At 71.9% G+C, this 23,378-nt stretch carries 26 protein-coding genes and 1 tRNA gene; 18 read left to right on the top strand and 9 right to left on the bottom strand.

Annotation, left to right across the window (positions count from 1 at the left end):
• The first annotated feature begins 28 nt into the window (after positions 1–28).
• From D7147_RS14040 to D7147_RS14050, 3 genes are read left to right on the top strand one after another with little or no spacing between them, the layout of a single operon-like run.
• Entirely contained in the window at positions 29–553 is a 525-nt protein-coding gene (locus tag D7147_RS14040) for a MauE/DoxX family redox-associated membrane protein (RefSeq protein WP_120677539.1), read from the top strand.
• A complete protein-coding gene (locus D7147_RS14045; RefSeq protein ID WP_120677541.1) occupies positions 546–1,265 on the top strand; it encodes a DsbA family protein in 720 nt (239 codons plus the stop codon). Before D7147_RS14040 ends, D7147_RS14045 begins: the two co-directional genes overlap by 8 nt.
• Positions 1,262–2,479: a hypothetical protein gene (locus tag D7147_RS14050; protein ID WP_233563128.1), complete on the top strand. Its 1,218-nt coding sequence runs from the start codon at positions 1,262–1,264 to the stop codon at positions 2,477–2,479. The genes D7147_RS14045 and D7147_RS14050 overlap by 4 nt, the downstream gene beginning before the upstream one ends.
• Here D7147_RS14050 and D7147_RS14055 read toward each other — a convergent pair.
• The 4 genes from D7147_RS14055 to D7147_RS14070 are packed head-to-tail and all read right to left on the bottom strand — an operon-like array spanning position 2,443 to position 5,121.
• Positions 2,443–3,216 (bottom strand): energy-coupling factor ABC transporter ATP-binding protein, encoded by a 774-nt coding sequence (locus D7147_RS14055; protein ID WP_120677543.1) that lies wholly within the window; start codon positions 3,214–3,216, stop codon positions 2,443–2,445. The genes D7147_RS14050 and D7147_RS14055 overlap by 37 nt on opposite strands.
• On the bottom strand, positions 3,213–3,983 hold the full coding sequence (cbiQ, locus tag D7147_RS14060) for a cobalt ECF transporter T component CbiQ (RefSeq protein ID WP_120677545.1): 771 nt from the start codon (positions 3,981–3,983) through the stop codon (positions 3,213–3,215). Before cbiQ ends, D7147_RS14055 begins: the two co-directional genes overlap by 4 nt.
• A gap of 5 nt (positions 3,984–3,988) precedes the next feature.
• On the bottom strand, positions 3,989–4,408 hold the full coding sequence (locus D7147_RS14065) for a PDGLE domain-containing protein (protein ID WP_120677547.1): 420 nt from the start codon (positions 4,406–4,408) through the stop codon (positions 3,989–3,991).
• Complete coding sequence (locus tag D7147_RS14070; RefSeq protein WP_120677549.1) at positions 4,405–5,121, bottom strand: energy-coupling factor ABC transporter permease; 717 nt, start codon at positions 5,119–5,121, stop codon at positions 4,405–4,407. Before D7147_RS14070 ends, D7147_RS14065 begins: the two co-directional genes overlap by 4 nt.
• Before the next feature lie 161 nt (positions 5,122–5,282).
• Between D7147_RS14070 and bcp the strand changes: the two genes are divergently transcribed.
• From bcp to D7147_RS14095, 5 genes are all read left to right on the top strand, one after another.
• Positions 5,283–5,756: a thioredoxin-dependent thiol peroxidase gene (gene bcp, locus D7147_RS14075; RefSeq protein ID WP_120677551.1), complete on the top strand. Its 474-nt coding sequence runs from the start codon at positions 5,283–5,285 to the stop codon at positions 5,754–5,756.
• A 30-nt stretch (positions 5,757–5,786) separates the two neighbouring features.
• Positions 5,787–6,713: an HNH endonuclease signature motif containing protein gene (locus D7147_RS32430; RefSeq protein ID WP_199734174.1), complete on the top strand. Its 927-nt coding sequence runs from the start codon at positions 5,787–5,789 to the stop codon at positions 6,711–6,713.
• Positions 6,678–6,763, top strand: a tRNA-Leu gene (locus D7147_RS14085). Before D7147_RS32430 ends, D7147_RS14085 begins: the two co-directional genes overlap by 36 nt.
• Positions 6,764–6,818: 55 nt before the next feature.
• Positions 6,819–7,373, top strand: coding sequence for a GNAT family N-acetyltransferase (locus D7147_RS14090; protein WP_407663347.1), 555 nt, complete (start codon positions 6,819–6,821; stop codon positions 7,371–7,373).
• Positions 7,374–7,430: 57 nt separating this feature from the next.
• Positions 7,431–7,832, top strand: a complete 402-nt coding sequence (locus D7147_RS14095; protein ID WP_233563129.1) for a nuclear transport factor 2 family protein — start codon at positions 7,431–7,433, stop codon at positions 7,830–7,832.
• A gap of 19 nt (positions 7,833–7,851) precedes the next feature.
• Here the strand turns inward: D7147_RS14095 and D7147_RS14100 are convergent, their stop codons facing one another.
• Both D7147_RS14100 and D7147_RS14105 read right to left on the bottom strand, forming a co-directional pair.
• Complete coding sequence (locus D7147_RS14100; RefSeq protein ID WP_120677555.1) at positions 7,852–8,673, bottom strand: MOSC domain-containing protein; 822 nt, start codon at positions 8,671–8,673, stop codon at positions 7,852–7,854.
• Between the two features lie 4 nt (positions 8,674–8,677).
• A complete protein-coding gene (locus D7147_RS14105) occupies positions 8,678–9,511 on the bottom strand; it encodes an O-methyltransferase (protein ID WP_120677557.1) in 834 nt (277 codons plus the stop codon).
• 212 nt (positions 9,512–9,723) lie between these two features.
• Here D7147_RS14105 and D7147_RS14110 point away from each other — a divergent pair, with 212 nt between their 5' ends.
• Both D7147_RS14110 and D7147_RS14115 read left to right on the top strand, forming a co-directional pair.
• Positions 9,724–10,791, top strand: a complete 1,068-nt coding sequence (locus D7147_RS14110; protein WP_120677559.1) for an LCP family protein — start codon at positions 9,724–9,726, stop codon at positions 10,789–10,791.
• Positions 10,792–10,900: 109 nt separating this feature from the next.
• Positions 10,901–12,454: a sugar transferase gene (locus D7147_RS14115; RefSeq protein ID WP_120677561.1), complete on the top strand. Its 1,554-nt coding sequence runs from the start codon at positions 10,901–10,903 to the stop codon at positions 12,452–12,454.
• 11 nt (positions 12,455–12,465) lie between these two features.
• Here D7147_RS14115 and rfbD read toward each other — a convergent pair whose 3' ends face one another.
• Entirely contained in the window at positions 12,466–13,326 is an 861-nt protein-coding gene (gene rfbD / locus D7147_RS14120; protein ID WP_120677563.1) for a dTDP-4-dehydrorhamnose reductase, read from the bottom strand.
• Positions 13,323–14,336 (bottom strand): dTDP-glucose 4,6-dehydratase, encoded by a 1,014-nt coding sequence (gene rfbB / locus D7147_RS14125; RefSeq protein WP_120677565.1) that lies wholly within the window; start codon positions 14,334–14,336, stop codon positions 13,323–13,325. Before rfbB ends, rfbD begins: the two co-directional genes overlap by 4 nt.
• A gap of 83 nt (positions 14,337–14,419) precedes the next feature.
• Between rfbB and rfbA the strand changes: the two genes are divergently transcribed.
• Positions 14,420–15,307: a glucose-1-phosphate thymidylyltransferase RfbA gene (rfbA, locus tag D7147_RS14130; protein WP_120677567.1), complete on the top strand. Its 888-nt coding sequence runs from the start codon at positions 14,420–14,422 to the stop codon at positions 15,305–15,307.
• The gene (gene rfbC, locus D7147_RS14135; RefSeq protein ID WP_120677569.1) at positions 15,304–15,915 is read left to right on the top strand and encodes a dTDP-4-dehydrorhamnose 3,5-epimerase; all 612 of its coding nucleotides are present in this window, start codon (positions 15,304–15,306) and stop codon (positions 15,913–15,915) included. The genes rfbA and rfbC overlap by 4 nt, the downstream gene beginning before the upstream one ends.
• Before the next feature lie 88 nt (positions 15,916–16,003).
• On the opposite strand, the gene D7147_RS14140 is transcribed toward rfbC, so the two are convergent.
• Positions 16,004–16,726 carry a YveK family protein gene (locus D7147_RS14140; protein WP_120677571.1) on the bottom strand — a complete coding sequence of 241 codons (723 nt, stop codon included), beginning with the start codon at positions 16,724–16,726 and terminating at the stop codon, positions 16,004–16,006.
• Between the two features lie 282 nt (positions 16,727–17,008).
• On the opposite strand from D7147_RS14140, the gene D7147_RS14145 reads away from it, so the two are divergent.
• The 6 genes from D7147_RS14145 to D7147_RS14170 are packed head-to-tail and all read left to right on the top strand — an operon-like array spanning position 17,009 to position 23,320.
• Entirely contained in the window at positions 17,009–18,205 is a 1,197-nt protein-coding gene (locus D7147_RS14145) for a polysaccharide biosynthesis protein (RefSeq protein ID WP_233563130.1), read from the top strand.
• Between the two features lie 2 nt (positions 18,206–18,207).
• Complete coding sequence (locus D7147_RS14150) at positions 18,208–19,059, top strand: glycosyltransferase (protein ID WP_120677575.1); 852 nt, start codon at positions 18,208–18,210, stop codon at positions 19,057–19,059.
• The gene (locus D7147_RS14155; RefSeq protein ID WP_120677577.1) at positions 19,056–20,150 is read left to right on the top strand and encodes a glycosyltransferase family 4 protein; all 1,095 of its coding nucleotides are present in this window, start codon (positions 19,056–19,058) and stop codon (positions 20,148–20,150) included. The genes D7147_RS14150 and D7147_RS14155 overlap by 4 nt, the downstream gene beginning before the upstream one ends.
• The gene (locus D7147_RS14160; RefSeq protein ID WP_120677579.1) at positions 20,137–21,528 is read left to right on the top strand and encodes a hypothetical protein; all 1,392 of its coding nucleotides are present in this window, start codon (positions 20,137–20,139) and stop codon (positions 21,526–21,528) included. Before D7147_RS14155 ends, D7147_RS14160 begins: the two co-directional genes overlap by 14 nt.
• Positions 21,525–22,451 (top strand): glycosyltransferase family 2 protein, encoded by a 927-nt coding sequence (locus D7147_RS14165; RefSeq protein WP_120677581.1) that lies wholly within the window; start codon positions 21,525–21,527, stop codon positions 22,449–22,451. The genes D7147_RS14160 and D7147_RS14165 overlap by 4 nt, the downstream gene beginning before the upstream one ends.
• Positions 22,451–23,320, top strand: a complete 870-nt coding sequence (locus D7147_RS14170; protein ID WP_120677583.1) for a glycosyltransferase family 2 protein — start codon at positions 22,451–22,453, stop codon at positions 23,318–23,320. The genes D7147_RS14165 and D7147_RS14170 overlap by 1 nt, the downstream gene beginning before the upstream one ends.
• The last annotated feature ends 58 nt before the right edge of the window (positions 23,321–23,378 follow it).

Consider the following 23,378-nt stretch of genomic DNA (forward strand, 5'->3'; position numbering starts at 1 on the left):
GGAACTTCCGGTGGAGGCGGGACGACTAATGACCGTGACAGCACCGAGCACCCGGGGCGTGCGGTGGCCCACCGTCCGGCCCTGGTTGGGCACGGCAGCCCGCCTCGGCCTGGCGGCCGTGTGGCTGCTCGCCGGCGCGTCGAAGGTCGACGACCTCGCCGCCTCCGGCCGGGCGGTGAACGCCTACCAGGTCCTGCCGTACGACGTGGCGACAGTGGTCGGCGCCGCGCTGCCCTTCGTCGAGCTGGCCCTGGGGGTGCTCCTGCTGTTGGGCCTGGCGACCCGGCTCACCGCGGGGATCTCCGCGGCCCTTCTGGTGATCTTCATCACGGGCATCGCGTCGGCCTGGGCCCGGGGGCTCGCCATCGACTGCGGCTGCTTCGGCAGCGGCGGGCAGCTCGCCGAGGGGCAGGCGCCGAGCTACCTCCCGGAGATCCTTCGGGACCTGGGATTCCTGGTGATGGCGGGATTCCTACTGATCTGGCCCCGTACGCCCGTCTCGGTGGACGGCTGGCTGACGGGAGAACCCGTCGTGGAGGACGAGGATGAGTAGTCGCAGAGGACAGAAGGGCGCCGCCGCCAAGGTCGTCCAGCAGCAGCTCGCCCGGGAACGCCGACGCCGCCGCACCATCTGGGTCTCGGTGACCGCGGTGGCCGTCGTGCTCATCGCCGGGCTGATCGGCTGGGGCGTCTGGTCCAGCCAGAAGTCGGACGACTTCACCGCCCCGAAGAACACCGCCGAGGGCGGCACCGGCGTGGTGGTCGGCTCCGGCCCTGTGACCGTCGACATCTACGAGGACTTCCTCTGCCCGGTCTGCAAGCAGTTCCAGGACACCACGGGCGCCACCGTCGACCAGCTGATCAACGAGGGCAGGATCCGCGCCGTCTACCACCCGGTGGCGTACCTCAACCGCTTCTCCACCACCGAGTACTCCACCCGCTCCTCCGCCGCCTCCGGCTGCGCGGCCGACGAGGGCAGGTTCGCCGAGTACGCCAAGGCGCTCTACCAACGGCAGCCGCCCGAGGGCAGCGCCGGGCTCACCGACGACGAGCTGATCGACATCGGCGCGGGCGTGGGCCTGAACCGCGACGACTTCGGCTCCTGCGTCCGCGACAGCACCTTCAAGGCCTGGACCGAGCACGTCACCGACACGGCGAGCCGCAACAACGTCACCGGCACACCCACCGTGATCATCGACGGGAAGCAGGTCGCCGACCGCAGCCCGGACGGGCTCCGGGCGGCCGTGGAGGCGGCCGGCAAGTGATCCGCACGCTGCTGACGCGGGCCGGATTGGTCGCCGCCGCCGCGCTCACCGCGACCCTCGCCACCGCCGCACCCGCCGCCGCGCACGGCGCCGACGCCCCCGACGGCACCGACTACCGGACCACCGTCACCGGCATCACCCCGGCCCGCGACGGGCTGGAGATCAGGACGGTCGAGGCGGGCGCCCGGCTCGAACTGACCAACCACACCGACCGACCCGTCGAGGTGATCGGCTACTCCGGCGAGCCGTACCTGCGCGTCGGCCCCGACGGGGTCTACGAGAACACCCACTCTCCCGCGACCTACCTCAACCGCACCATCAGCGGGGAGACCAAGCTGCCGCCGGAGGCCGACCCGGCCGCCGAGCCGTCCTGGCGACGGGTCGCCGACGAGCCGAGCGTGCGCTGGCACGACCAGCGCGCGTTGTACCAGGAAGCCGCGCCGCCGCACGCCGCGCTCGCCGCCCCCGACCGGGAACACCGGGTCCGGGACTGGTCGGTGCCGCTGCGCGACGGGGCGGAGCCGATGGAGATCCACGGCACGCTCGACTGGGTACCGCCGCCCGACGCGTACAGCTGGTCGGCCGCGACGATCGTCGGCCTGCTCGCGGTCGGTGCGCTCGGGCTGCTCGCGGCCGCCTCCGTACCCGGCGGGCGAGCGATCGCCGGCCTGGGCGCGCTGCTGGTCGCCGGCGGTACGGCAGCGGTGGCGTACACCGTGGGTCGTGCGCTGGACGCCGGCGCCGAGGGGTTCGGCGGACTGCTGCTCGGGCTGCTCAGCGGGCAGCTCTGGGCGCTGCTCACCGGCCTCGGCGCGATCGCGGCCGGCGCGTACGCCCTGGCCCGAAGGCCCGCCGCCGACTTCGCCGTGGCGCTCGCCGGCGCCTGCCTGGCGCTCTTCGCCGGGGCGGCGAACGCCACCGTCTTCGCCCGCGCCATCGCCCCGGCCCCCTGGTCGGCCACGTTCGCACGGGTGCTCGTCGCAGCCGTCCTGATCACCGGGGTGGGCGCCACGGCCGCCGGGGTCCTGCGCCTGCACGCGGCACGCAACTCGACGTCCCGGCCGGGATCGGCGGCCGAGGCGACCGGCCCCGTCGCGGAGGCGGGAAGCACCGCCGCCGCGGAGCCCGGCGCCGCCACAGCCGTCGCCGCTTCGGGCGCGACCGCGGGCGCCGGAGGTCAGGAGCGGGCGGCGGCCCGGGGGTCGAAGCCGTAGGGCAGCTCCAGGCGGTGCCGCGCCAGCCGGTCGGCGTCGGCGAGCAGTTCGGCGGTGGGGGCGTCGGCGACGATCCGCCCGGCGTCGAGGATCACCGCGCGGTCGCAGAGCTCAGCGGCGTACGGCAGGTCGTGGGTCACCATGAGCATCGTCACCGGCAGCGTGCGGAGGATCTCCGCCAGCTCGCGCCGGGCCGCCGGGTCGAGGTTCGACGACGGCTCGTCGAGCACCAGGATCTCCGGACGCATCGCGAGCACGGTGGCCACCGCCACCCGGCGGCGCTGCCCGAACGAGAGGTGGTGCGGGGCGCGATCCCGATGCTCGGCCATGCCGACCGCGGCGAGCGCCTCGTCGACCCGCGCGGCCAACTCCGCCCCCCGCAACCCCAGGTTCGCCGGGCCGAACGCCACGTCCTCCGCGACGGTGGGCAGGAAGAGCTGGTCGTCCGGGTCCTGAAAGACGATGCCCACCCGACGCCGCACCTCGGCGAGGGTGGGCCGGTCCGGCGTCACGGTCAGCCCGCCGACGCTCACGCTGCCCTCGGTGGGGGTGAGGATGCCGTTCAGGTGCAGCACCAACGTGGTCTTACCGGCACCGTTCGGGCCGAGCAGGGCCACCCGCTCGCCGCGCGGCACGGTGAGATCCACCCCGTGCAGGGCCACATGCCCGTCGGGGTACGCGTAACGGACGCCGTGGACGTCCAGGCTGGCTGGTGTCGGCTGCACGACGCCAATCATCCCAGCACCAGGGCGGTCGCCGCGATCGAGGCCGCTAGCACCGGCACCGTGGCCGCGACGAGCCACTGCCCGGCGGTGGCCGCGCCCGCCCCCTGCCAGACCGCCGGCATCCGGCCCGAGTAGCCGCGCGACAGCATCGCCAGGTACACCCGCTCGCCCCGCTCGAACGCCCGCAGGAAGAGCGCGCCGATGCCGGCGGCGAAGCCGCGCAGCTGCCAGAGGAACCGCGGGTCGTCGCCCCGGGAGATCCGGGCCACCCGCATCCGCCGCGCCTCACCGACCAGCACGTCGAGGTAGCGCAGCATGAAGCTGGCGATCTGGGTGAGCAGCTGCGGGCAGCGCAGCCGATCCAGACCGAGGATCAGGTCCCGGGTGGTGGTGGTCGCGGCGAGCAGCAGCGACGCGAGGACGCCGAGCGTGCCCTTCGCCAGGATGTTCCAGCTGCCGTAGAGGCCGTCCACGGAGAGGTGCAGCCCGACGACGGTGATCCGCTCGCCCGAACCGAGGAACGGCAGCGCGATCGCGAAGAGCACGAACGGCAGCTCGATCAGGGCCCGGCCGAGCAGCCAGCGGGGGCCCACCCGGGCCAGCGCCGCCACCGCCGCCACCAGCAGGGCGTACCCGCCGAAGGCCCAGAACGCCTCGCGCGGGGTGGCCACCACCGCGATGGTGAAGACCACCATCGCCACGACCTTGACCTCCGGCGGAAGCCGGTGCACCGGCGACGCGCTCTCGCGGTACAGCACGTGCGAGTGACCGGCTCCCACCGCAGTCAGCTCCGCCCGGCCGGGGTCGGCGTCGCGCCGTCGACGGTCGCGTCGCCGCCGGGCTCCCCGTCGGTCTCCGCCGTCGCACCGGACGAGCGGCGGCGCAGCAGCCAGAAGGCGCCGCCCCCGATGGCGAAGGTCAGCAGTACGCCGAGCACCCCGGAGAGGCCGGTGGAGAGGAAGCCGTTCTCGACGCCGCGTACGCCGTAGTCGGCCAGCGGGCTGTCGGCCAGCTCGTGATCCTTGGCCTGCTGGGCCGGGCAGCTGCCGCCCACGATGTTGTCGTCGGCGTCGACGGTGCAGCCCTTGAGCAGCGAGGAGTCCAGCCCGTCCGGGTGGGACGAGGCGTAGTTGCTGACCACGCCGGCCAGTACCAGGGCGACCAGCAGGCCGCCGCCGATGAAAGCCCAGAGACGCTTGCTCACCGGACACCTCCGACAGCCGCAACGGTGGGCGCGGCGGCGGGGCGCAGCCCGCGCAGCGCGTAGACGAGGTCGGGACGGACCTTGGCGACGGTGACCACCGTGGTCGCGGTGATCAGGCCCTCGCCGATGCCGATGAACAGGTGCGCGCCGGCCATCGTGCCGGCCAGGCCCGCCAGGTTGCTGCCGAGATCGGTGGTGCCGCCCAGCCAGTACTCCAGGATGAAGCCCTGCGACGCGACCACCACGCTCATCAGGGCGGAGACGAAGGCGGTCACCGCCAGGCCGGCCGACGTACGGGGCAACACCCGCAGCAGCAGCGCGATGAGCAGGTAGCCCGCGGCGGTGCCGATGAGCGCCATGTTGGTGATGTTCAGACCGAGCATCGCCACGCCGCCGTCACCGAAGACCAGTGCCTGCACGACCAGCACGACCGAGACGCAGAGCGCGCCGACCCAGGGGCCGACCAGCATCGCGGCGAGCGCCCCACCGAGCAGGTGGCCGCTGACGCCGGCGGTGAAGATCGGGAAGTTGAGCATCTGCACGGCGAAGATGAACGCGGCGACCAGCCCGGCCATCGGCGCGAGGCGGTCGTCGAGGTCCCGTCGCCCGCGCAGCACGCAGGCGGTCAGGGTCGCCAGTGCGAGAGCCGCGAATATCGCGGCCACGGGACCGTTGATGATCCCGTTAGAGATGTGCATCGCCAGGGTTTCCACGCGACCTCCCACGCGTCGGCGGGCCCGTCCGCGCCGGCTGGATCAGCCTATTTCCCGAACCTTTCTCTTGCAAAGAGCTGGCATTAAGCCCCGGTGTTGATCAACAAACGGCCGGGTGCCGGCACCGGCCCGGCGACCACCCCCAGCGGTAGGGTCGGGCAATGACCGCTTCCCGCCTCTCCCCCGGTGACCCGGCGCCCGAGTTCGCCCTGCCCACCGACACCGGCGACACGCTCTCCCTGGCCGACCTACACGGTCGCCGGGTGATCCTCTACGCCTACCCGGCGGCGATGACCCCCGGCTGCACCAAGCAGGCCTGTGACTTCCGCGACTCGCTCGCCTCGCTCCAGGCCGCCGGCTTCGAGGTGGTCGGCATCTCGCCGGACAAGCCGGAGAAGCTGGCCAAGTTCCGCGACCGGGACGCCATCACCTTCCCGCTCGTCTCCGACCCCGACAAGAGCGTGCTGACCGCCTACGGCGCGTACGGCGAGAAGCAGCTCTACGGCAAGACCGTGACCGGCGTGATCCGCTCCACCTTCGTCATCGACCCCGACGGGAAGATCGAACGGGCGCTCTACAACGTCAAGGCCACCGGACACGTCGCCAAGCTCCGCCGCGACCTCGGGCTCGACTGACGTGTCGTATCGGGCCACTACCTTGCGTGAGTGGTCCGATACAGATACACCCCGGCGGCGCTCGCCGAGGCCGCGGCAGGCGCGCGCAGCATCACCGAGGTGATGCGGCTGCTCGGCGTACGGGTCAGTGGTGGCTCGCACGCGCACATCAGCCGGCAGCTCAAACGCTTCGGCATCGACACGTCGCACTTCACCGGGCACGCCCACAACAAGGGGCAGCGCAGCCCGCGGCGGACCAGCTCGTCGGAGCTGCTCGTGCAGCTGCCAACCGACGCGCGTCGCACGCCCGGCACCAGGCTGAAGTGGGCGCTGGCCGAGATCGGCGTGCCCGAGGAGTGCGAGGAGTGCGGCATCGGGCCGGTGTGGAGAGGCAAGCCACTGACCCTGCACGTCGACCACGTCAACGGCGACTTCCTGGACAACCGGCCGCCCAACCTGCGGATCCTCTGCCCCAACTGCCACAGCCAGACCGACACGTACGCCGGCCGGAGCAAGAACGCCTCCGGGCCGTCCACCGCATCAATACCGGCCGTCGAACCGCCACCGCCACCGGATTGGGGTCGGCCGTCGGCGGAACAGAAGGAGGACATCATCCGGCAGGTGGAGCGGGGAGCTCTCGGCCCGGGAGAGGCCGCGCGGCGGATCGGATGTCACCGCAATCACGTCGCGCGCCTTCGCGCGCGGCTCGCCGCTCGGGGCACTCTGGCACCCGCGGCCGGGTCATCGCGCAGACCAACTCTCGACGATGTCGTCGTGCACCACGCCCTCGCGAACCCGGAGCTCGGCCCGCGCAAACTCGCCGACCTCATCAGTGCGGTCACCGCCGGCGAATGCGTGATCAGCCACGGCACGGTGTCGAACGCGCTGCGGCGGGCGGGACTGCAGACCGTCGCAGCGCGACGCTCTAGACTCATCGGGTCGGCGGGAGTGGCGGAACGGCAGACGCGCAGGCCTTAGGAGCCTGTGTCCGAGAGGACGTGGGGGTTCGAAACCCCCCTCCCGCACCACAACGATGTCGCGAAGATCACGAACGCGAGGCAGGTGGCACCTCACCCGGTGAGGATTGCGGGTGTGAGCCTGCGCTTCGTCCTCGACCCCGAGCTGACCCCTGAGCTGCGCGAACAGATCGTGATGCTCTGGGCGGACGTCAGCAACGCCGGCGGTGCCGTCGGCTTCGTGCCGCCGGTGACCACCGCCGACGTACGCGCCCTCGCCGATCCGACGTTCGCGGGGATCACCGGCGGGCCGGACCGGCTGCTGCTCGGGTACGAGGGCGAACGGCTCGTCGCCGCGCTGATCTTCGCCGACAACCGGTTCACGCTCAAGGCGCACTGGTGTGTGCTGAAACGGGTGATGGTCCACCCCGACACCCAGGGCAAGGGGTACGGGTCGGAGCTGATGCGGGAGGCCGAACGGATCGGCCGGACGCTGGGTTTCGAGGCGCTGCACGTGACCCTGCGGGACGGGCTCGGGCTCGACCACTTCTACGGCCGGCTCGGCTACCGGGAGATCGGCCGGCTGCCCCGGGCGCTGCGGGTGACGTCCGGCGACGACCGGGACGAGGTCCTCATGTGGCTCGACCTGTCGCCCGTCACCGCACCGGACGCCGGACGGTAGATCCGACCCGCCGGCCACCTGTCTCCTGCCACAATCAGACCCGCCGGATGTCCGCGGATGGCAGGTCAGGAGGGCGGCATCGTGCCGGACAGCGAACTCGAGGCGGCCCTGCTGGACGCGGAGCGCCGCCTGCAGGCCGCGCAGCGGGCCGGGGACGTCGTGGCGCTCGACGGGCTGCTCGACGACCACCTGATCGCCATCGGCCCGGACGGCGGCAGGTACACGAAGCAGGACGACCTCATCGCCCACGACAGCGGGACGTCCGTGCTCGACGAGCTTGTCGAGGAGCAGGTGGAGCTGCTGGTCGAGGGCTTCACCGGGGTGACGTTCTTCGTCGGGCGGGTGGCGGGCAGCTTCGCGGGTTCACCGTTCGCGGCCCGGCTGCGGTACACCCGGACCTGGATCTACGACGGTGAGGGCGACTGGCGGGTGCTCGCGGCGCACGTCGGCCCGGCGTGAGTCGGCGGCGGGCCGCCGGTCAGCGTTCCAGCAGCGTCAACGGCTCGCCGACGGTCAGTGGGCCGGTGCCGGTGGGGACGAGGTGCAGTCCGAAGAGGAGCTTCTGCCGCACGTTGCGGTACCGGCCGAGGGTGCGCAGCGGCTCGCGGTGGCGTACCCCGGTCTCCTGGTCGGTGGTCGTCACCACGCAGCGGTCGCACGACCCGGCGGCGCGGAACGTCACCTCGCCGATGCGCAGCGGGCGGCCTTCCCAGTCGTCCTCGGCCCAGGCCGGTGCGCCGTCGACTACCAGGTTGGGCCGGAAGCGACTCATCGGCACCGGCTCCTCGCCGGCCTCGGCGAGCCAGTCGTTGAGCGCGGTGAGCGAGGCGGTGTTGGCCAGCAGCAGCGGGTAGGCGTCGGCGAAGCTGACCTGGTCGCCGGTGTCGTGCGTCCGCGTGTCGGCGGCGAGGTGCCGGGTGGGTCGGGCCAGGAAGACCAGCCGCACGGGCCGGTCGAGCAGGGCGCCGAGCCAGTCGTCGGCGGCCGGCCCGGCGGGCAGCGCCGGCACGGGTAGTTTCCGGCTGCGGAACGTGCGCACCGGCAGCGGCTCGCCTCCGGTCGGCTCGGGCACCTGCAGGTCTGGGCGACCGTCCGCCCGTAGCAGCAGGCCACCGTCGTGGAGCGTGGCGTGCAGCCCGACGAGCCGTTGGGTCTCCCGCTGGGTGACGCCGACGCCGTCGGCGTCGACCACCATCCACCGTCGGTCACCGGCGAGGCCCCACGGCAGCACCTGCGCGCCGTCGTGGTCGAGCCGGTGACAGCCCTTGACCGGGTACGTGTGGATGGCGCTCAGCTGCATCCGGCTACCATGCCACGCCGATGCCGTCGCCGGGGTACCAGTGGTTGGCGGGCGTCTCGCGGTAGGCGAGGAACCGGCGGCCGGTGCGTTCGGCGTGTTCGGCGAGGACGTTGGTGGTGGTGACGTTGTCGGTGAGCAGGATCGCGCCGGGGGCGAGCTTGCCCTCCACCTTCTCGAACTCGCGTTTCTCGTGGGCCCGGCTGTGGTCGCTGTCGTGCAGGAAGAAGTCGACGGGTCGCTCCAGTGCGGCGATCGAGGCGATCGAGTCGCCGATCACCAGGTCGACCACCTGGGACCAGGGGGCGGTGCGGGCCAGGTAGCCGGCTTCCGGGTTGATGTCGAGCGAGGTCAGCCGCCCCGGGTGGCCCTCGGCGGTGTTGCGCAGCAGGGCCGAGGCCAGCACGCAGCTGCCCAGTCCCTTGTCCACCCCGGTCTCCACGATGTGCGTGGGGCGGGTTGCGCGGACCATGGCGTACCAGCCGATGCGGCGGGCGTAGCGGACGTGTTTGTCGGCGAGGCCGCGCCGGGCGGCGGTGGCGGTCGCCTGCTCGATGTGCCGGCGCAGCGCGTCGTCGGACTCGATCTCGGCGAGGTAGCCGCGCACCTGTTCGACGGGGCGGTCGCAGACGACGCTGACGAACCAGGCCAGGTGGTGGCGGCTGAGCTTGGTCAGCTCGTACGTGTAGTTGTGGTGCTCTCGGGAGGTGACGAGCCAGCGGGCCGAGGTGCGCAGCACCTTGGCGTCGTGGCGGGCGACCCGGGCCAGCCGCTTGGGGAAGGCGGCGACCGGGGCGAGCGGGGTGCGGGCGATGGCCCGACGGAGCTTCGTTGCATCCACGGCTGTCTTGATAGCAGCCAATGCTGATCGATGGCTGGGAAAAGCCGGTCCCGGTCGAGCCTGCCGCCGTCTCGCACCGATCGCCGGAGGGCGGGTGCGAGCCGTTTCCGGGGCGGACGGGCTCATCGAGTGAGCGGCATCGGACCGGCCGGTTGGCGGTGCTGGCCGGACGAGGGTGCACGGTTCGTTACCTGAATCAGTAGCATCGCGCCATGCCTCGACATGAACAGACCACAGATCTCGGCACGGAGCGTTCGGTGGTGACCTCCGCTCCGGAGCCGACCGACGGCTCGGAGCAGCCGCGCCGACGCCGCCGCTGGCGGCGGGTCGCCCTGATCAGTCTGGTGGTGGTCCTCCTGCTCGGTGGTGGCGCGGTGATCGCCGGCGGCCTCTACCTGCGCTCCGTGGAGTCCGACATCGACCGGGTCGACGCGTTCGAGGACGTACCGGTGGAGTCCCGCCCCGAGCCGGTGGCGAAGGGCGCCATGAACATCATGATCCTGGGCAGCGACTCCCGCGATCCGGAGAACAGCGGCGGCTCCCGCAGCGACACCATCATCCTGGCGCACCTGCCGAAGGACCGGTCGAGCGCGCAGCTCATCTCGATCCCACGGGACACCTGGGTGCCCGTGCCGAAGTCCAAGAACGGCCACGGCGGCCGGGACGCGAAGATCAACGCGGCGTACGCCTGGGGTGGTGTCCCGCTGATGGTGCAGACGGTGGAGAAGTTCACCTCGGTCCGCATCGACCACGTGGCGATGGTCGACTTCGCCGGGTTCAAGGAGATCGTCGACGCTCTCGGTGGCATCGAGGTCGATGTCGAGAAGGGCTTCACCACGAAGTACTCGTTGAGCGGTAGCCGGACGTTCCCCGCGGGTCCGCAGACCATGGACGGCGCCGCGGCACTCGACTACGCGCGCGAGCGGCATGCCTTCGCCGACGGTGACTTCGCCCGTATCCGGCATCAGCAGCAGGTCATCAAGGCGATCCTGGACAAGGCCGCGACGGGTGGCGTCCTGGCGAACCCGGGCAAGCTCAACTCGTTCGTCAAAGCCACGGCGAGCGCGGTGGCGGTCGACGAGTCGATGTCCCTCGTGGACTTCGCGATGGAGCTTCGCGGGCTGCGCGGCGGCAACCTCGCCTTCTTCACCTGCCCGTCGAAGGGGACGGGCCGGGTGGGCAGCGAGAGCGTGGTGTTCGCGGACACCGCGAAGGCCAAGGTCCTCTTCAACGCGGTCCGCAACGATGCGGTACCCGAGATCCTGGCCGCCGGAAAGTAGGATGTCGAATTGTTCCACTGGCTATAGCCGTCCGGCTGACCTGGCCATATCCTGCGATCGCCCATAAGCCGGCTTGCACGGCGTGGGGCCTCACGGGGGAGGACCAACCATGTCAAGCCAACCGGCGGTCAGCGATCCGGCCGTCCGCGCCGAGCACCGCGACAGCGCCCTGGATCGATCGGTGACGGCGCAGCGCGACGGGACCGGCGACGAGGGCAAGGAAGCGGTGGTCACCGCCGTCCGACTGGCGGGAGAGTCGCCGGACGTCGTCGAGAAGCGCTCCAATCTCGACGCGACCACCGTCCTGCCCTACGCCGGCTCGCGGGCGTCCAAGCGCACCCGCTGGCTGCGATCCTGGATGCTGACGGCGCCCTTCGACGTCGTCGCGCTCCTGGCGCCGCTGCTGCTGACTCAGAACTACTGGCGCGGGACCCTGGCCAACGCGGTTCTCACGATGGCCATCTTCGCGACCGGCGGGCTCTACCGGGCGCGCCGGCACATCGGCATCCTCGACGAGCTGCCGAGCATCTGCGGACGCTTGTTGGCCTCCGCCGCGGTGGTGGCCATCATCGCGGCGGAGCGCCACGATTCGGTGTCGTACGTCGGCGGCTTCATGCGGGGGGTCGCGATCTCCGCCGGCCTGGTGATCGTCGGTCGGGCGATCAGCAGGTTGCTGGCGAACGCCGCGCGCAAGCGCCGGTGGGTGGAGCACAACGCCATCGTCATCGGCAGCGGCCCGGTCGGCATGGAGCTCGCCCGGCTGCTGCGCCGCTATCCGCGCTACGGCCTCCGCTTCGTCGGCTGCGTCGACGCGGCCCCGCGGCAGGGCCCCGGATCGGTTCCGCTCATCGGGACGCTCGACGATCTCGAGCAGCTCACCACGATGCTGGAGTGCGACGTCCTGGTCATCGCCGATCCGGATTGTCCGGAGTCGACGCTGATGGACATCCTCCTGCGGCCGGGCAGTTCACGCTGCGACCTGTGGGCGGTGCCGCGGCTCTGGGGCTCCCGGTCGCTCGGCGGCTACCCGGACCACATCGGCGCGATCCCGATCGTGAAGATCGGTGACACCACGCTCTCCGGCCCGCGCTGGGCCATCAAGCGCGCCTCCGACGCTCTCTTCGCCACCGTGGCACTGGTCCTGCTGAGCCCGGTGCTCCTGCTCTGCGCCGTGGCGACCTTCGTCGAGGGTGGCCGCGGCATCTTCTTCCGCCAGGAGCGGATCGGCAGGTACGGCAAGCCGTTCGAGGTCATCAAGTTCCGCTCCATGCGCCCGGCGAACGAGCACGAGTCGCAGACGAACTGGTCCATCGGGCACGACCAGCGGGTCGGGCCGGTCGGCCGGTTCATGCGCCGCACGTCCCTGGACGAGCTGCCCCAGCTCTGGAACATCCTGCGCGGTGAGATGAGCGTCGTCGGGCCGCGGCCGGAGCGGCCGTACTTCGTCGAGAAGTTCTCGGCGGAGTACCCGAACTACGCGATGCGGCATCGGGTGCCCGTCGGGCTCACCGGCCTGGCGCAGGTCAGTGGCTTGCGGGGCGACACCCCCATCTCCGACCGCGCGAGGTTCGACAACTACTACATCGAAAACTGGTCGCTGTGGCTCGACATCAAGGTCGTGGTGCGTACGGTCGCGGAGGTGTTCCGCGCCGGCGGCCGTTGACGCCTTGAGCCCTAGGGTCGGGCCAACGACTCGGCGAGGGCGGACCGCCAGTCGGCCATGGGTCGCAGGCCCGCCTTCGCCCAGCGCTCGTGCGCCAGGACGCTGTAGGCGGGGCGGGGGGCCGGCCGGCGGTAGTGTTCGCTGCTGGTCGGCCGGATGCGGTCGGGGTCGAGGCCGCGCAGGCTGAACACGGCGCGCGCCAGGCCGTACCAGGTGGTCTCACCCGATGCGGTGCCGTGGTAGGTGCCGGGTTCGGCGCGACCCGCGAGTGCCGCGTCGGCCAGGGCGACGAGCTGCTCCGCCAGCGCGTACGACCAGGTGGGTTGCCCGCGTTGGTCGTCGACGACGTCCAACGTGTCCCGCTCCCCGGCGAGCCGCAGCATCGTGGCGACGAAGTTGGGGCCGTGTTCCCCGTAGAGCCAGGCGGTGCGTACGACGTACCCGGCGTCGGGCAGCAGCCGCCGCACGGCGAGCTCCCCGACGAGCTTGCCGCGTCCGTATGCGTTGAGCGGGGACGGCGCGGCGTCCTCCGGGTACGGTTCGGTGGCGTCGCCCCGGAACACGTAGTCGGTGGAGACCTGGATCATCCGGGCGCCGGTCGCGGCGCAGGCGTCGGCGAGGTGCACGACGGCGTCGCCGTTGACGGCGGTGGCCGCCGCCTCCTGGGTCTCGGCACCGTCCACATCGGTCCACGCCGCCGCGTTGATCACGACGTCGTGGCCGTCGGCGGCGGCGCGTACCGCCGCCGCGTCGGTCACGTCCAGCTCGGCGCGGGTGGTGGCCGTGACGGAGAGGTCGCGGCGGGTGCGGAGCACCGCCTGCAGGTCCCGGCCCAACATCCCGCCGGCGCCGGTGACCAGTAGCCGGCTCATGCGACGACCGCCGCCTTGCCGCCGGCCTTCAGCGGCTCCCACCACTGGCGGTTCTCCCGGTACCAGCGCACGGTCGCGGCGAGGCCGTGCTCCAGGTCGATGCTGGGGACGTACCCCAACTCTTCGTTGATCTTGGTGATGTCCAGCGAGTAGCGGCGGTCGTGGCCCTTGCGGTCGGCGACCGGGACGACCCGCTCCCACCCGGCGCCGCACGACTCCAGCAGCCGGCCGGTGAGCTCCTTGTTGGTCAGTTCGGTGCCGCCACCGATGTTGTAGACCTCGCCGGCCCGACCCCGCTGCTGCACCAGGGCGATCCCCCGGCAGTGGTCGTGCACGTGCAGCCAGTCCCGCACGTTGCCGCCGTCGCCGTAGAGCGGCACGGTGCCGCCGTCGAGGAGGTTGGTGACGAAGAGCGGGATGACCTTCTCCGGGAACTGGTACGGGCCGTAGTTGTTGGAGCAGCGAGTGACCACGACGTCCATGCCGTGGGTGCGGTGGTACGCCAACGCGAGCAGGTCGGAGCCGGCCTTGGAGGCCGAGTACGGCGAGTTGGGCGCCAACGGCCAGGTCTCGGTCCACGAGCCGGTGTCGATCGAGCCGTACACCTCGTCGGTGGAGACGTGCACGAAGCGCCCGACGCCGTGGCGCAGCGCGGCGTCGAGGAGGGTCTGGGTGCCGAGGACGTTCGTGGTGACGAACGGGGCGGCGCCGGCGATCGACCGGTCGACGTGGGACTCGGCGGCGAAGTGCACGATCACGTCGTGCCCGGGCAGGACCTCGTCGACGAGAGCGGCGTCGCAGATGTCGCCGTGCACGAACCGTAGCCGGCTGTCCCCGGCGACCGGCGCGAGGTTGGCCCGGTTGCCCGAGTAGGTCAGCGCGTCGAGCACGGTGACGCCGGACGGCTCGAGCGCGGGCACACCCGCCGCGTTGCCCCCGGGAACGCCGAGGAGCATGCGAACGTACTCCGACCCGATGAATCCGGCTCCGCCGGTGACGAGGATTCTCACGAGTCAAGGAGTCTACGCAGCATTGCCGCGGCGCAGGGTGCACGGGATCTCGGGCCGGAGTCGGTACCGGTAGCCTCCCCGGTGTGCGCGGAATCCTTCTCGCCGGTGGCACCGGCTCCCGGCTCTGGCCGATCACCCGGGCGGTGTCCAAGCAGCTGATGCCGGTCTTCGACAAGCCGATGATCTACTACCCGCTCTCCACTCTCGTCATGTCCGGGGTGCGGGAGATTCTGGTGATCACCACGCCGGAGGATCAGGGTCAGTTCCAGCGGCTGCTCGGCGACGGAGGCCAGTGGGGGCTGCGGCTCGAGTACCTCACGCAGCCCCGCCCGGAGGGCATCGCGCAGGCGTTCGTCCTGGGCGCGGAGTTCATCGGCGACGAGTCGGTGGCACTGATCCTGGGCGACAACATCTTCTACGGCGTCGGCCTGGGACGACAGCTCGCCGTCGACGGTGACCCGGTCGGCGGGCGCGTCTTCGCCTACCCGGTGGCCGACCCGGCGGCGTACGGGGTGGTCGACTTCGACGCCGACGGCCGGGTGCTCTCGATCGAGGAGAAGCCGGAGAAGCCGAAGTCGCGCTACGCGGTGCCGGGGCTCTACTTCTACGACAACCGGGTGGTGGAGATCGCCCGTCGGCTCACCCCGAGCGAACGGGGCGAGCTGGAGATCACCGCGGTGAACGAGGCGTACCTCAGGGCGGGTGAGCTGTCGGTGACCGTGCTGGACCGGGGCACCGCCTGGCTGGACACCGGCACGTTCGCCGCCATGATGCAGGCCGCCGAGTTCGTGCGGGTGATCGAGGAGCGGCAGGGCATGAAGATCGGTTGCATCGAGGAGGTCGCCTGGCGGGCCGGCCTGATCGACGACGAGCAGCTCCGGACGTTGGCCGGGCCGTTGACCAAGAGCGGGTACGGCGACTACCTGCTCGGCCTGCTGGATGCGGCGTACGGCGGCGCGGTGACCCGGTGAAGATTCGGGAGTTGAGCATCGAGGGCGCCTGGGAGATCACTCCGCAGCAGCACGGCGATCCCCGTGGGCTCTTCATGGAGTGGTACCGCTTCGACCGGCTCGCCGCCGCCGTGGGTCATCCGCTCCGGCTGGCCCAGGGCAACCTCTCGGTCTCGGCGCGGGGGGTGGTCCGGGGCATCCACTTCGCCGACGTCCCGCCCGGCCAGGCGAAGTACGTCAGCTGTGTGCGCGGTGCCGTCGTCGACGTGGTGGTGGACCTCCGGCTGGGTTCGCCGAGCTTCGGCCGATGGGAGGCCGTCCGTCTCGACGACGTCGACCGCAGGGCGGTGTACCTCGGCGAGGGGCTCGGTCACGGCTTCTGCGCGCTGACCGACGACGCCACCCTGAGCTACGTCTGCTCGACCACCTACAACCCGACCGCCGAGCACGCCGTACACCCCCTCGATCCGCAGTTGGCGATCGACTGGCCGGTCGAGACGCCGCTGCTGTCGGCCCGTGACTCGGTCGCGCCGACGTTGGCGCAGGCCCGCGAGTCGGGGCTGCTGCCGGATTACGAGACCTGCCGGGCGTTCACCGCCGGCCTGGCCTCGGGCGCCGGCACGGCCTGACGGGCGGCGCCGGCACGGGGTTCTGCGCATCGGGCCGGGGCGCCGAGGCGGCCCCCGGCCGGTGACCGGCCTCAACGGCCGGCGGTGCTCAGTCGGACGGGCCGGCGACGGCGGGCTGGGTGGCGGCGTCACCGGAGCGTTGGCGCAGCGTGTGCCAGCGTTGGCGGGTGGCCTCGCGGATCGTTCTCACGTCGGCGCCGATCGGTGTGCCCTCCCGCCGGTAGGCGCGGGCGAGGGCCACGCCCACTCCGATACAGAGCCCGCCCAGCGCTCCGGCGGCCGCGTGCAGCGGCCAGGACACCGGCTCGGGGCGTTCCGGGACGGCGGGCGCCTTGATCACGGTGGCCTGCGCCTTGGTGGTGAGGCCGGCGGGCGGCAGGTCCCGGTCCGCGATCCGCTGCAGTTCGACGGCGAGCGCGTCGGCGATCTGCGCGGCGGTCTCGGCGTCGCGGTACGTGACGGCGACGTCGACCGCCAGGCTGTCCAGCGAGGAGGACGCCACGATGTCGTCGGCCAGCTGCGCCGGGGTGTCCGGCAGGCGGAGCGATTCGATCACCGGGACGGTCAGCCGGGAGGTGTTCATCATGCTGGCGTAGCTCTTCACGCGGCGCTGCATGAGCTTCCCGGCGTCGGGCGGTGGGGAGCTGTGGCCCTCTTGGGCGCCTTCGGCCACGAACGTGACCAGCAGCTGCACCTCGGATCGGTAGCCGGGGGGTTGACGTGCGGCCAGGAGGCCCGTCCCGACCCCACCCAGCAGCGCCAGCAGGACGATGGTGATCCAATGTGCGCCGAAGTTGCGGGCGAGGTACATACGGCTCCAGGTCGGGTCGGCCCTCGAACAGCGCCAGACTACCTTTCGCGCCGACGCGCCCGACCGGGCCAGGGCGGTCCCGGCCGCGACCGACGGCGACCGCACTCGGCCTTACGGGCGATTGCGGGGCAGATCATGGTTCGGGTAGAAAGTGCCAGCGACGGGGACTCGTCGTACCGCACATCTACCGCATCTTCGGGGGAGACGAGTGGAAGGCGTGTCGTTGGTCGACGCTGCTCGATCGTGGTCGGGCCTGGACGCGACGGCCGCCCGGGACAGCGGGTGCTAGGGCTGCTCCGGCGCTTCGTCTCACCCGAACGTCTCTACATCGCCGCGCTGGGCCTCACCGGCCTCGCCGCGCTCGTCTCGGTGACGCTGCCCGCGACGGAGCGCGGCGAACTGGCCGCGAACATGGTGAGCGCCACGATGGGCGCGGCGCTCGGTGGCCTCTCCCTCGACACGTTCCTGCTGTCCCGCCCGGCCGGCTGGATCTTCTCCCGGGGTCGGAGCTGGATCTTCCTGATCGTCGGGCTGTCGCTGGTGCTCACCGCTGCGGTGGCGGCGCTGCTCACCGCGTTCGCCGGGATCGGCAGCTACGCCGTGGGCATCGGCGCGGCCTGCGGCCTCACCGTCTTCAACACGGCGGCCTCGCTGGGTCTGCGGCTCAAGCGGTTCTGGTTCGTGTACTCGATGCGCGCCGCCGGCGGCGCCGTCCTGGTGGCCGGCTACGCGATCCTCTTCCTGCGCGGCGAGGTCGACGGCGGTCTGTGGAGCGTTCTCTGGCTCGGCGTGCAGCTCGTCGCCGCGGCGGTCCTCGCCATGGCCGTCCTGGTCTGGGCGCGGCGGTTCCGCCCGATCCCCGCGGCGACCGCCGGGCGCGCCGACTACCGCGCGGACGCCGTCGCCGTCGGGCAGCTGCACGTCGGGGTCTGCGCCCAGATGCTGACGTACCGGCTGAGTCAGATCCTGGTGGCCCGGTTCGCCGGTGCGGGTCCGCTCGGCGTCTACGCCCTCGCCGTGGCCGCCCTGGAGTTCGCCCAGTCGGGGGCGGTGGTCAGGTCACAGCGGATTCTCGCCGAGCGGGATCCCGACGCGATCCAGGACCAGAGCAGACAGGTCGTGAAGTCGGCGCTGCCGGTGGCGTCCCTGGCCGTGATCGGGCTCGCCGCCCTGGGCCTGCTGGCCCCCGACTACCGCCACGCGTGGCTCTTCGGCCTCCTGCTGCTGCCGGGAACGCTGGCTCTCTCGGCCGGTAAGACCTGGAGCGCCGCCCTCCTCAAGCGAAGTGGCGAGCGGGCCACCACCGGGGTCGCCCTCGTGACGATGTCCGTCTCGGGCGTCCTGTACTTTCTCCTCATTCCGTGGCTCGGCGCGTTCGGCGCCGCCCTGGCCTCGTCCGTCGCGTACGGGGTGTACGCGTTCCGGACCCGGCAGAGCCTGCACCGGTCTTCGCACCTTCTCCTCAATCGGATGGCTTAGCGGTGGACGTCTCAATCATCGTGTTGACCTGGGAAGATTTCGATCGGACCAACGGCTGCGTGCGGTCGCTGCCGGAGGGTGCGGAGGTCGTCGTCGTGGACAACGGCAGCGCCGCCGAGATCGGCGCGGCGCTTCGCGCGATGTGCGACGAGACCGGCGCCAAGTACGTCCGGTCGGAGACGAACCTGGGCTACGCCAAGGGGATGAACCTGGGCGTGCGGCACAGCACCCGCTCGCGGGTGATCCTGTCGAACAACGACATCGTGGTCCGGCCCGGCGCCATCGAGGAGTTGATGGCGCGGCTCGACGACCCGAAGGTGGGCGCCGCCTTCCCGAGGGTGCTGGACGCGACCGGGAAGGACCAGACGGCCGCGGGTCGCTTCCTGACGGTCGGCGCCGGTCTCGGGCACGCCACCGGGTTGAGCGTGCTCTTCCCGCGGCTGCGGATCGTCTCCACCCCGGAGCACGGGGACTGGCTCTCTGGCCCCTTCGTCGCCATCCGCCGGCAGACCCTCGACGAGATCGGTGGTGTCGACGAGTCGTCCTTCTTCTACTCCGAGGACCTGCGCCTCTGCTGGGCGGTCCGGGGGCTGGGGCTGCGGCTGGCGTACGTGCCGGAGGCCGTGGTGACGCACGAGGACGACGCGAGCGCCAAGCGCAAGTGGGCGGTGGAGGAGATCTCCCGCCGGCAGACCCGGGAGTTCATCCGGGCCAGCCGCGAACTGGCCGGCTGGCGCGGCGGCATCGCCTGCTCCGCGTACACGGTCGGGGTGCTCCTGCGGGCGGCGGTCGGTGGCGGCTCAGCCCGGCGCGCGGTGGCCAAGGGCGCCATCGAGGGAATGACCGCACGATGAGGGTTCTGTTCGTCTGCACGACCGGGGGGTCGGGGCGGCGGCAGCTCGGCGGCGCCGAGCGTTTCCTCATCGAGATGCTTCCGGCGCTGACCGCCCAGGGTGTGGAGGTCGTCGCCGCGACCCCCGACGACGAGGTGGCCGAGTCGCTGCGCGCGTCCGGGATCCGCTGGCTTCCGCTCGGTGCGACGCGGCGGATCGATCTGGGTTACGCGCGGGGGATCCGGCGGCTCGTCGACGAGCTGCGCCCGGACGTGGTGAGCGCTCACCTGCTGTCCGCGGCGATGCACGTCCGCGCGGGGTTGGGTGTGCAGGCGCGCCGGACGCCGGTGGTCGTGGCCCTGCACAACAGCCTCTGGCAGTACCGTGACGCGGCGGAGTCGCTGCGGGCGAAGGCCGCCGTCCAGGCGAACATCAGCACCGACCTGATCTCGCGTCGGCTCCGGCCCCACGCCACCGTCGCGGTCTCCGCCTTCGAGGCCGAGGAGCTGAGGGTACGCGGACACGTCCGCGACGTGCACGTCATCAACAACCCGCTGCCGGCGGTGTGGCCGAGCGTCGACGACTCGCCCACCCTCGGGCCGGACGAGCCGGTCCGGGTCGGCTTCCTCGGCCGGATCGAGAAGGAGAAGGGCGCCGACCTGCTGCCGGAGATCGCCGCCGCGCTGCCCGAGGTCGAGTTCCTGATCGCGGGCGCCGGTACCGTTCCGGTGGCGTCGGCTCCGAACGTCGAGCTCGTCGGGCGGGTGGACGCGGCGGCCTTCCTGCAGAAGGTCGACTGCCTGCTCGTGCCGTCCCGGGTGGAGTCCTTCGGACGCAGCGCCCTGGAGGCGATGTCCCTCGGGGTGCCGGTCGTGCACTCCGGAGTCGGCGGGCTCGCGGAGATCACCCGGCGGGCCACCGGCGTTCTCGCGTACCAGGCGGAGATGAACGCGGCGGCGATGGTGACGGCCATTCGGGCGGCGACGCAGCGCTCCGCCTACCGGGAGCAGCGTCGCGAGCTGGCGCGGGAGTATGCGACCGAGTACTCCTTCGCCCGCTGCGTAGAGAACTGGCTCCAGCTCTACCGCACGGTCGCCGATGACCGGCGCTGAGCGGCGGCTCTGGTCCGTCGGCATCCCCGTCGTCGTCGGGGCGCTACTCCTGCTCGCCACGCAGAACGTCGGGGTCGCGATCACGTTCGGGCTGGCGGTCGGCGCGCTGCTGGCCGCCCGGTGCCGGATGTGGGCGCTGGCCGCCTGCGCGGCGGCCTGGAGCGCGGCCTTCCTGGCCGTGTGGGCCCTGCCCGGCCCGTACGACTCCTGGGCCGGCACCGCGGTGCTGCCCGTGCTCGCCGGGTACGTGACGGTCTTCCTCGTCGCATGGTCCGTCGGCCGACGGGTGACCGGGTCGTCGTTCCGCGTCGTCGCGACGCGTCGGCCGCAGCTCTCCTGGCCGTCCGACCGGCGACTGCTGACCTACCTCTTCGTGCTGCTCGGCATCGCCGCCGTGACCGCGGCGGTGCGGTACCGCGGGGTGCTTCCGCCGCTGCTCGCCGAGAACCCCGACGCCGCGCGGCAGGTGCTGCGGCAGCAGTCCAACATCGTCATCGGGTTGCTCTCCGAGGCCTGGACGCTCGGCATGGCCATCTCGTTGCTGCGCGCCCTCTCCGGGACGCTACGGGGTTCGCTCGTCTTCTACGCGCTCGCCGGCGTCTTCACGGTCGGCGCGGCCCTCGGCGCGAGCAAGAACTCGGTGCTCGTCGGGGTGGCTCCCGCGCTCATCACCGCGCTCTCGGTGCGTCGTCCACCGCTGCGGATGGCGAGGCTGCTGCCCCGCAAGCTGCTGCCGCGCAGGTTGCTGCCAGCCCGGTTCCTCCCGGCGAAGTCCGTCCCGAAGACGACGGTCATCCTGCTCATCGGCGCCGTGGCGCTCGGGGCCGCCGTCTATCTCGGCGGGCAACGTACGCTCGCGGGCACCGGCACCTTCGAGACCGAGTTCCGCTCCCGGTACGGCAACAACGCCCTGGCCAGCAGCGCCGGCTCGCTCGACCTGTCACTCAGCTCGTCGACCGAGACGTTCGGCCGGCTCTGGTCGCAGCGGGAGCACCTCGACCCGGCGTACGGCGCCTACTCGCTGACCTTCCTGGGTGCCCGCGTCCAGCCGCTGGTCGGCGAGGTCGACCTCTACGGCGTGACGTCTCAGCTCAGCCAGCCGTACTTCATGAACACCGCGACCTTCGCGGCCATCCCTCTGCTCGACTACGGCCCGGTCGGCGCGCTGTTCTTCTTCGCCGCGTTGGGGCTGGCGGTCGGGGCGAGCGAGCGCTGGTTCGAGTTCTCGACGGCACCTGCGGAGCAGCTGGGGCGGGGCTTCATCGTGTACTTCGCCCTGTTCGGCATCTACGAGCTCTACCCGCTCATCTATCCGACCTGGCTGAGCCTGGTGCCCGGGCTCTGGATCCTGCACCGGCTGGGGAGACCCGCGACATGAACACGACGCCCTTCACGGGCCTCACGATCGTCACCGTCCTCTACCGCTCCGGCGAGATGTTGGCGCAGACCCTACCGACCTGGGCCCGCAGCGCCGGGGAGCTGCCGGTGCGGTTCGTCTTCGCCGACAACTGGCCCCAGGACGGCTGCGAAAAGGTCATCGCGGAGCACTTCGACGAGGCGCGGTACGAGTACCTGCCCGACTCGTCGAATCCCGGCTTCGCGGCCGGCTGCAACCGGGCGGTCGCGGCCGCGACCACGAGCCACGTGCTGCTGCTGAATCCCGACGTCTGGCTGCCCGACGACGCCCTGGACCGGATCCACGCCGCCATCGCGGAGGACCCCGAGACGCCGATCGCGGTCGGCCTGGCCATGCACGGCGGCGAGTACGTGGGCATCAGCCTCAACCCCATCTCGCTCTTCATCGACCGGCCCGCGTCAGCCACGCGAGCGGCACTCGGTCCGTCGGGCGGCGCGGCCGTCTTCCCCACCGAGCTGTTCCACCGGTTCGGCGGGTTCTACGAGCACCTCTTCGCCTGGGGCGAGGACGCCGACCTCGCCCTCCGCCTCTACGCCAGTGGGTCGCGCACCCGGGCACTGGACCTCGTGCTCCCGCACGCCGGCGGTCACAGCGTCGAGGGCGACAACAAGCTTCAGGGATTCCGCGCGTTCCTGCTGGCCCGCAATCGGCTCCTGGTAGCGGCCCGCACCTTCACCTGGCCGCTGATGCTCGTGGCGATCCCCGTGCTCGCGGTGGCGCACCTCGCGCTGGCCGCCCGCCGGGCCCGCCAGGGCCTGCTGCGGCCCTTCCTCCGCGGCGTCGGGCGTGGACTGCTCGACGGGCCGGCCGCTCGCCGGCAGTGGAAGGGCCGCCGGTTCGGCTTCGCATCCCTGTACGGCTACCTCACAGTTCGGAGAGCGTGATGGCAGGACATCGCTGGAGCGTCGTAACCGTCACCTACAACTCGGCGGAGACGCTGCGCCGCTGCTGGCGCGACGAGGCGAAGCCGTACGAGTGGATCGTCGTGGACAACGCGTCCTCCGACGACTCGGTGGCGGTCGCCGAGGAGCTGGGCGCCCGGGTCGTCCGGCTGCCGGAGAACGTCGGGTTCTCCCGGGCCAACAACGTCGGGGTGCGCCAGGCGGCGGGCGAGTACGTTCTCTTCGCCAACCCGGACCTCGAGATCGGTCCGGACGGCTTCGACGTGCTGGCGCGCCACCTCGACCAGCACGGCGGGCTGGCCGCGCCGCAGCTGCTCTCCTCGGACGGCGTCGCGCAACCCAACGGACGCGGCTTTCCCTACGCCACGGCGAAGGTGGGCAACCGCAAGGTCTGGCCGCTGTCCCGGATGCACGCCTCGTACCGGCTGACGGCCGCCTCCGGTGAGGCGCTCTGGGTGGCCTGGGTGATGGGGGCGGCCGTGGCGGCGCGGACCGCGGACTTTCTCGACCTGGGCGGCTGGAACGAACGCTTCTTCCTCTACTACGAGGACCACGAGCTCGGGCTGCGCGCCTGGCGCAAGGGCCTCCCCGTCGCGCTGATCGGTGACGTCCGCTGGACCCACCACTGGGCTCGGGCCACGAACTCGTTCCGCTGGTCGCGGGCTCACACGCTGGAGTTGCGCAGCGCCCGGACCTTCTTCGGCATGTTCCCCGAGTTCCTGACGGGGCTGCCGCCGGCCTCCCGACGCCACCGGGAGGCGGCCCGCCTGATCGGTTCGCCGGTGTCGCCCGTCCCGGCCCCCCGGCGAGGCGAGCCGGCGCCCGCGCCGGTGCGGCCGACTGTCGACTGAGGCCTGTGTCATGAGGCTCGCCCGAGCGAGCCGGGCACGGTCTTGTGAAGCAGGGCCT

Source organism: Micromonospora musae (assembly GCF_003626545.1).
Lineage (GTDB): Bacteria > Actinomycetota > Actinomycetes > Mycobacteriales > Micromonosporaceae > Micromonospora > Micromonospora musae.

Excerpts from the sequence above, each read along its gene's own strand:
- D7147_RS14045 (WP_120677541.1), top strand. The coding sequence starts at position 546 with ATGAGTAGTCGCAGAGGACAGAAGGGCGCCGCCGCCAAGGTCGTCCAG.
- D7147_RS14170 (WP_120677583.1), top strand. The coding sequence starts at position 22,451 with ATGGCAGGACATCGCTGGAGCGTCGTAACCGTCACCTACAACTCGGCG.
- D7147_RS14055 (WP_120677543.1), bottom strand. The coding sequence starts at position 3,216 with ATGATTGGCGTCGTGCAGCCGACACCAGCCAGCCTGGACGTCCACGGC.
- D7147_RS14095 (WP_233563129.1), top strand. The coding sequence starts at position 7,431 with ATGGCAGGTCAGGAGGGCGGCATCGTGCCGGACAGCGAACTCGAGGCG.
- D7147_RS14110 (WP_120677559.1), top strand. The coding sequence starts at position 9,724 with ATGCCTCGACATGAACAGACCACAGATCTCGGCACGGAGCGTTCGGTG.
- D7147_RS14160 (WP_120677579.1), top strand. The coding sequence starts at position 20,137 with ATGACCGGCGCTGAGCGGCGGCTCTGGTCCGTCGGCATCCCCGTCGTC.
- D7147_RS14040 (WP_120677539.1), top strand. The coding sequence starts at position 29 with ATGACCGTGACAGCACCGAGCACCCGGGGCGTGCGGTGGCCCACCGTC.
- D7147_RS14155 (WP_120677577.1), top strand. The coding sequence starts at position 19,056 with ATGAGGGTTCTGTTCGTCTGCACGACCGGGGGGTCGGGGCGGCGGCAG.
- D7147_RS14140 (WP_120677571.1), bottom strand. The coding sequence starts at position 16,726 with ATGTACCTCGCCCGCAACTTCGGCGCACATTGGATCACCATCGTCCTG.
- D7147_RS14115 (WP_120677561.1), top strand. The coding sequence starts at position 10,901 with ATGTCAAGCCAACCGGCGGTCAGCGATCCGGCCGTCCGCGCCGAGCAC.
- rfbD (WP_120677563.1), bottom strand. The coding sequence starts at position 13,326 with ATGAGCCGGCTACTGGTCACCGGCGCCGGCGGGATGTTGGGCCGGGAC.
- bcp (WP_120677551.1), top strand. The coding sequence starts at position 5,283 with ATGACCGCTTCCCGCCTCTCCCCCGGTGACCCGGCGCCCGAGTTCGCC.
- D7147_RS14100 (WP_120677555.1), bottom strand. The coding sequence starts at position 8,673 with ATGCAGCTGAGCGCCATCCACACGTACCCGGTCAAGGGCTGTCACCGG.
- D7147_RS14165 (WP_120677581.1), top strand. The coding sequence starts at position 21,525 with ATGAACACGACGCCCTTCACGGGCCTCACGATCGTCACCGTCCTCTAC.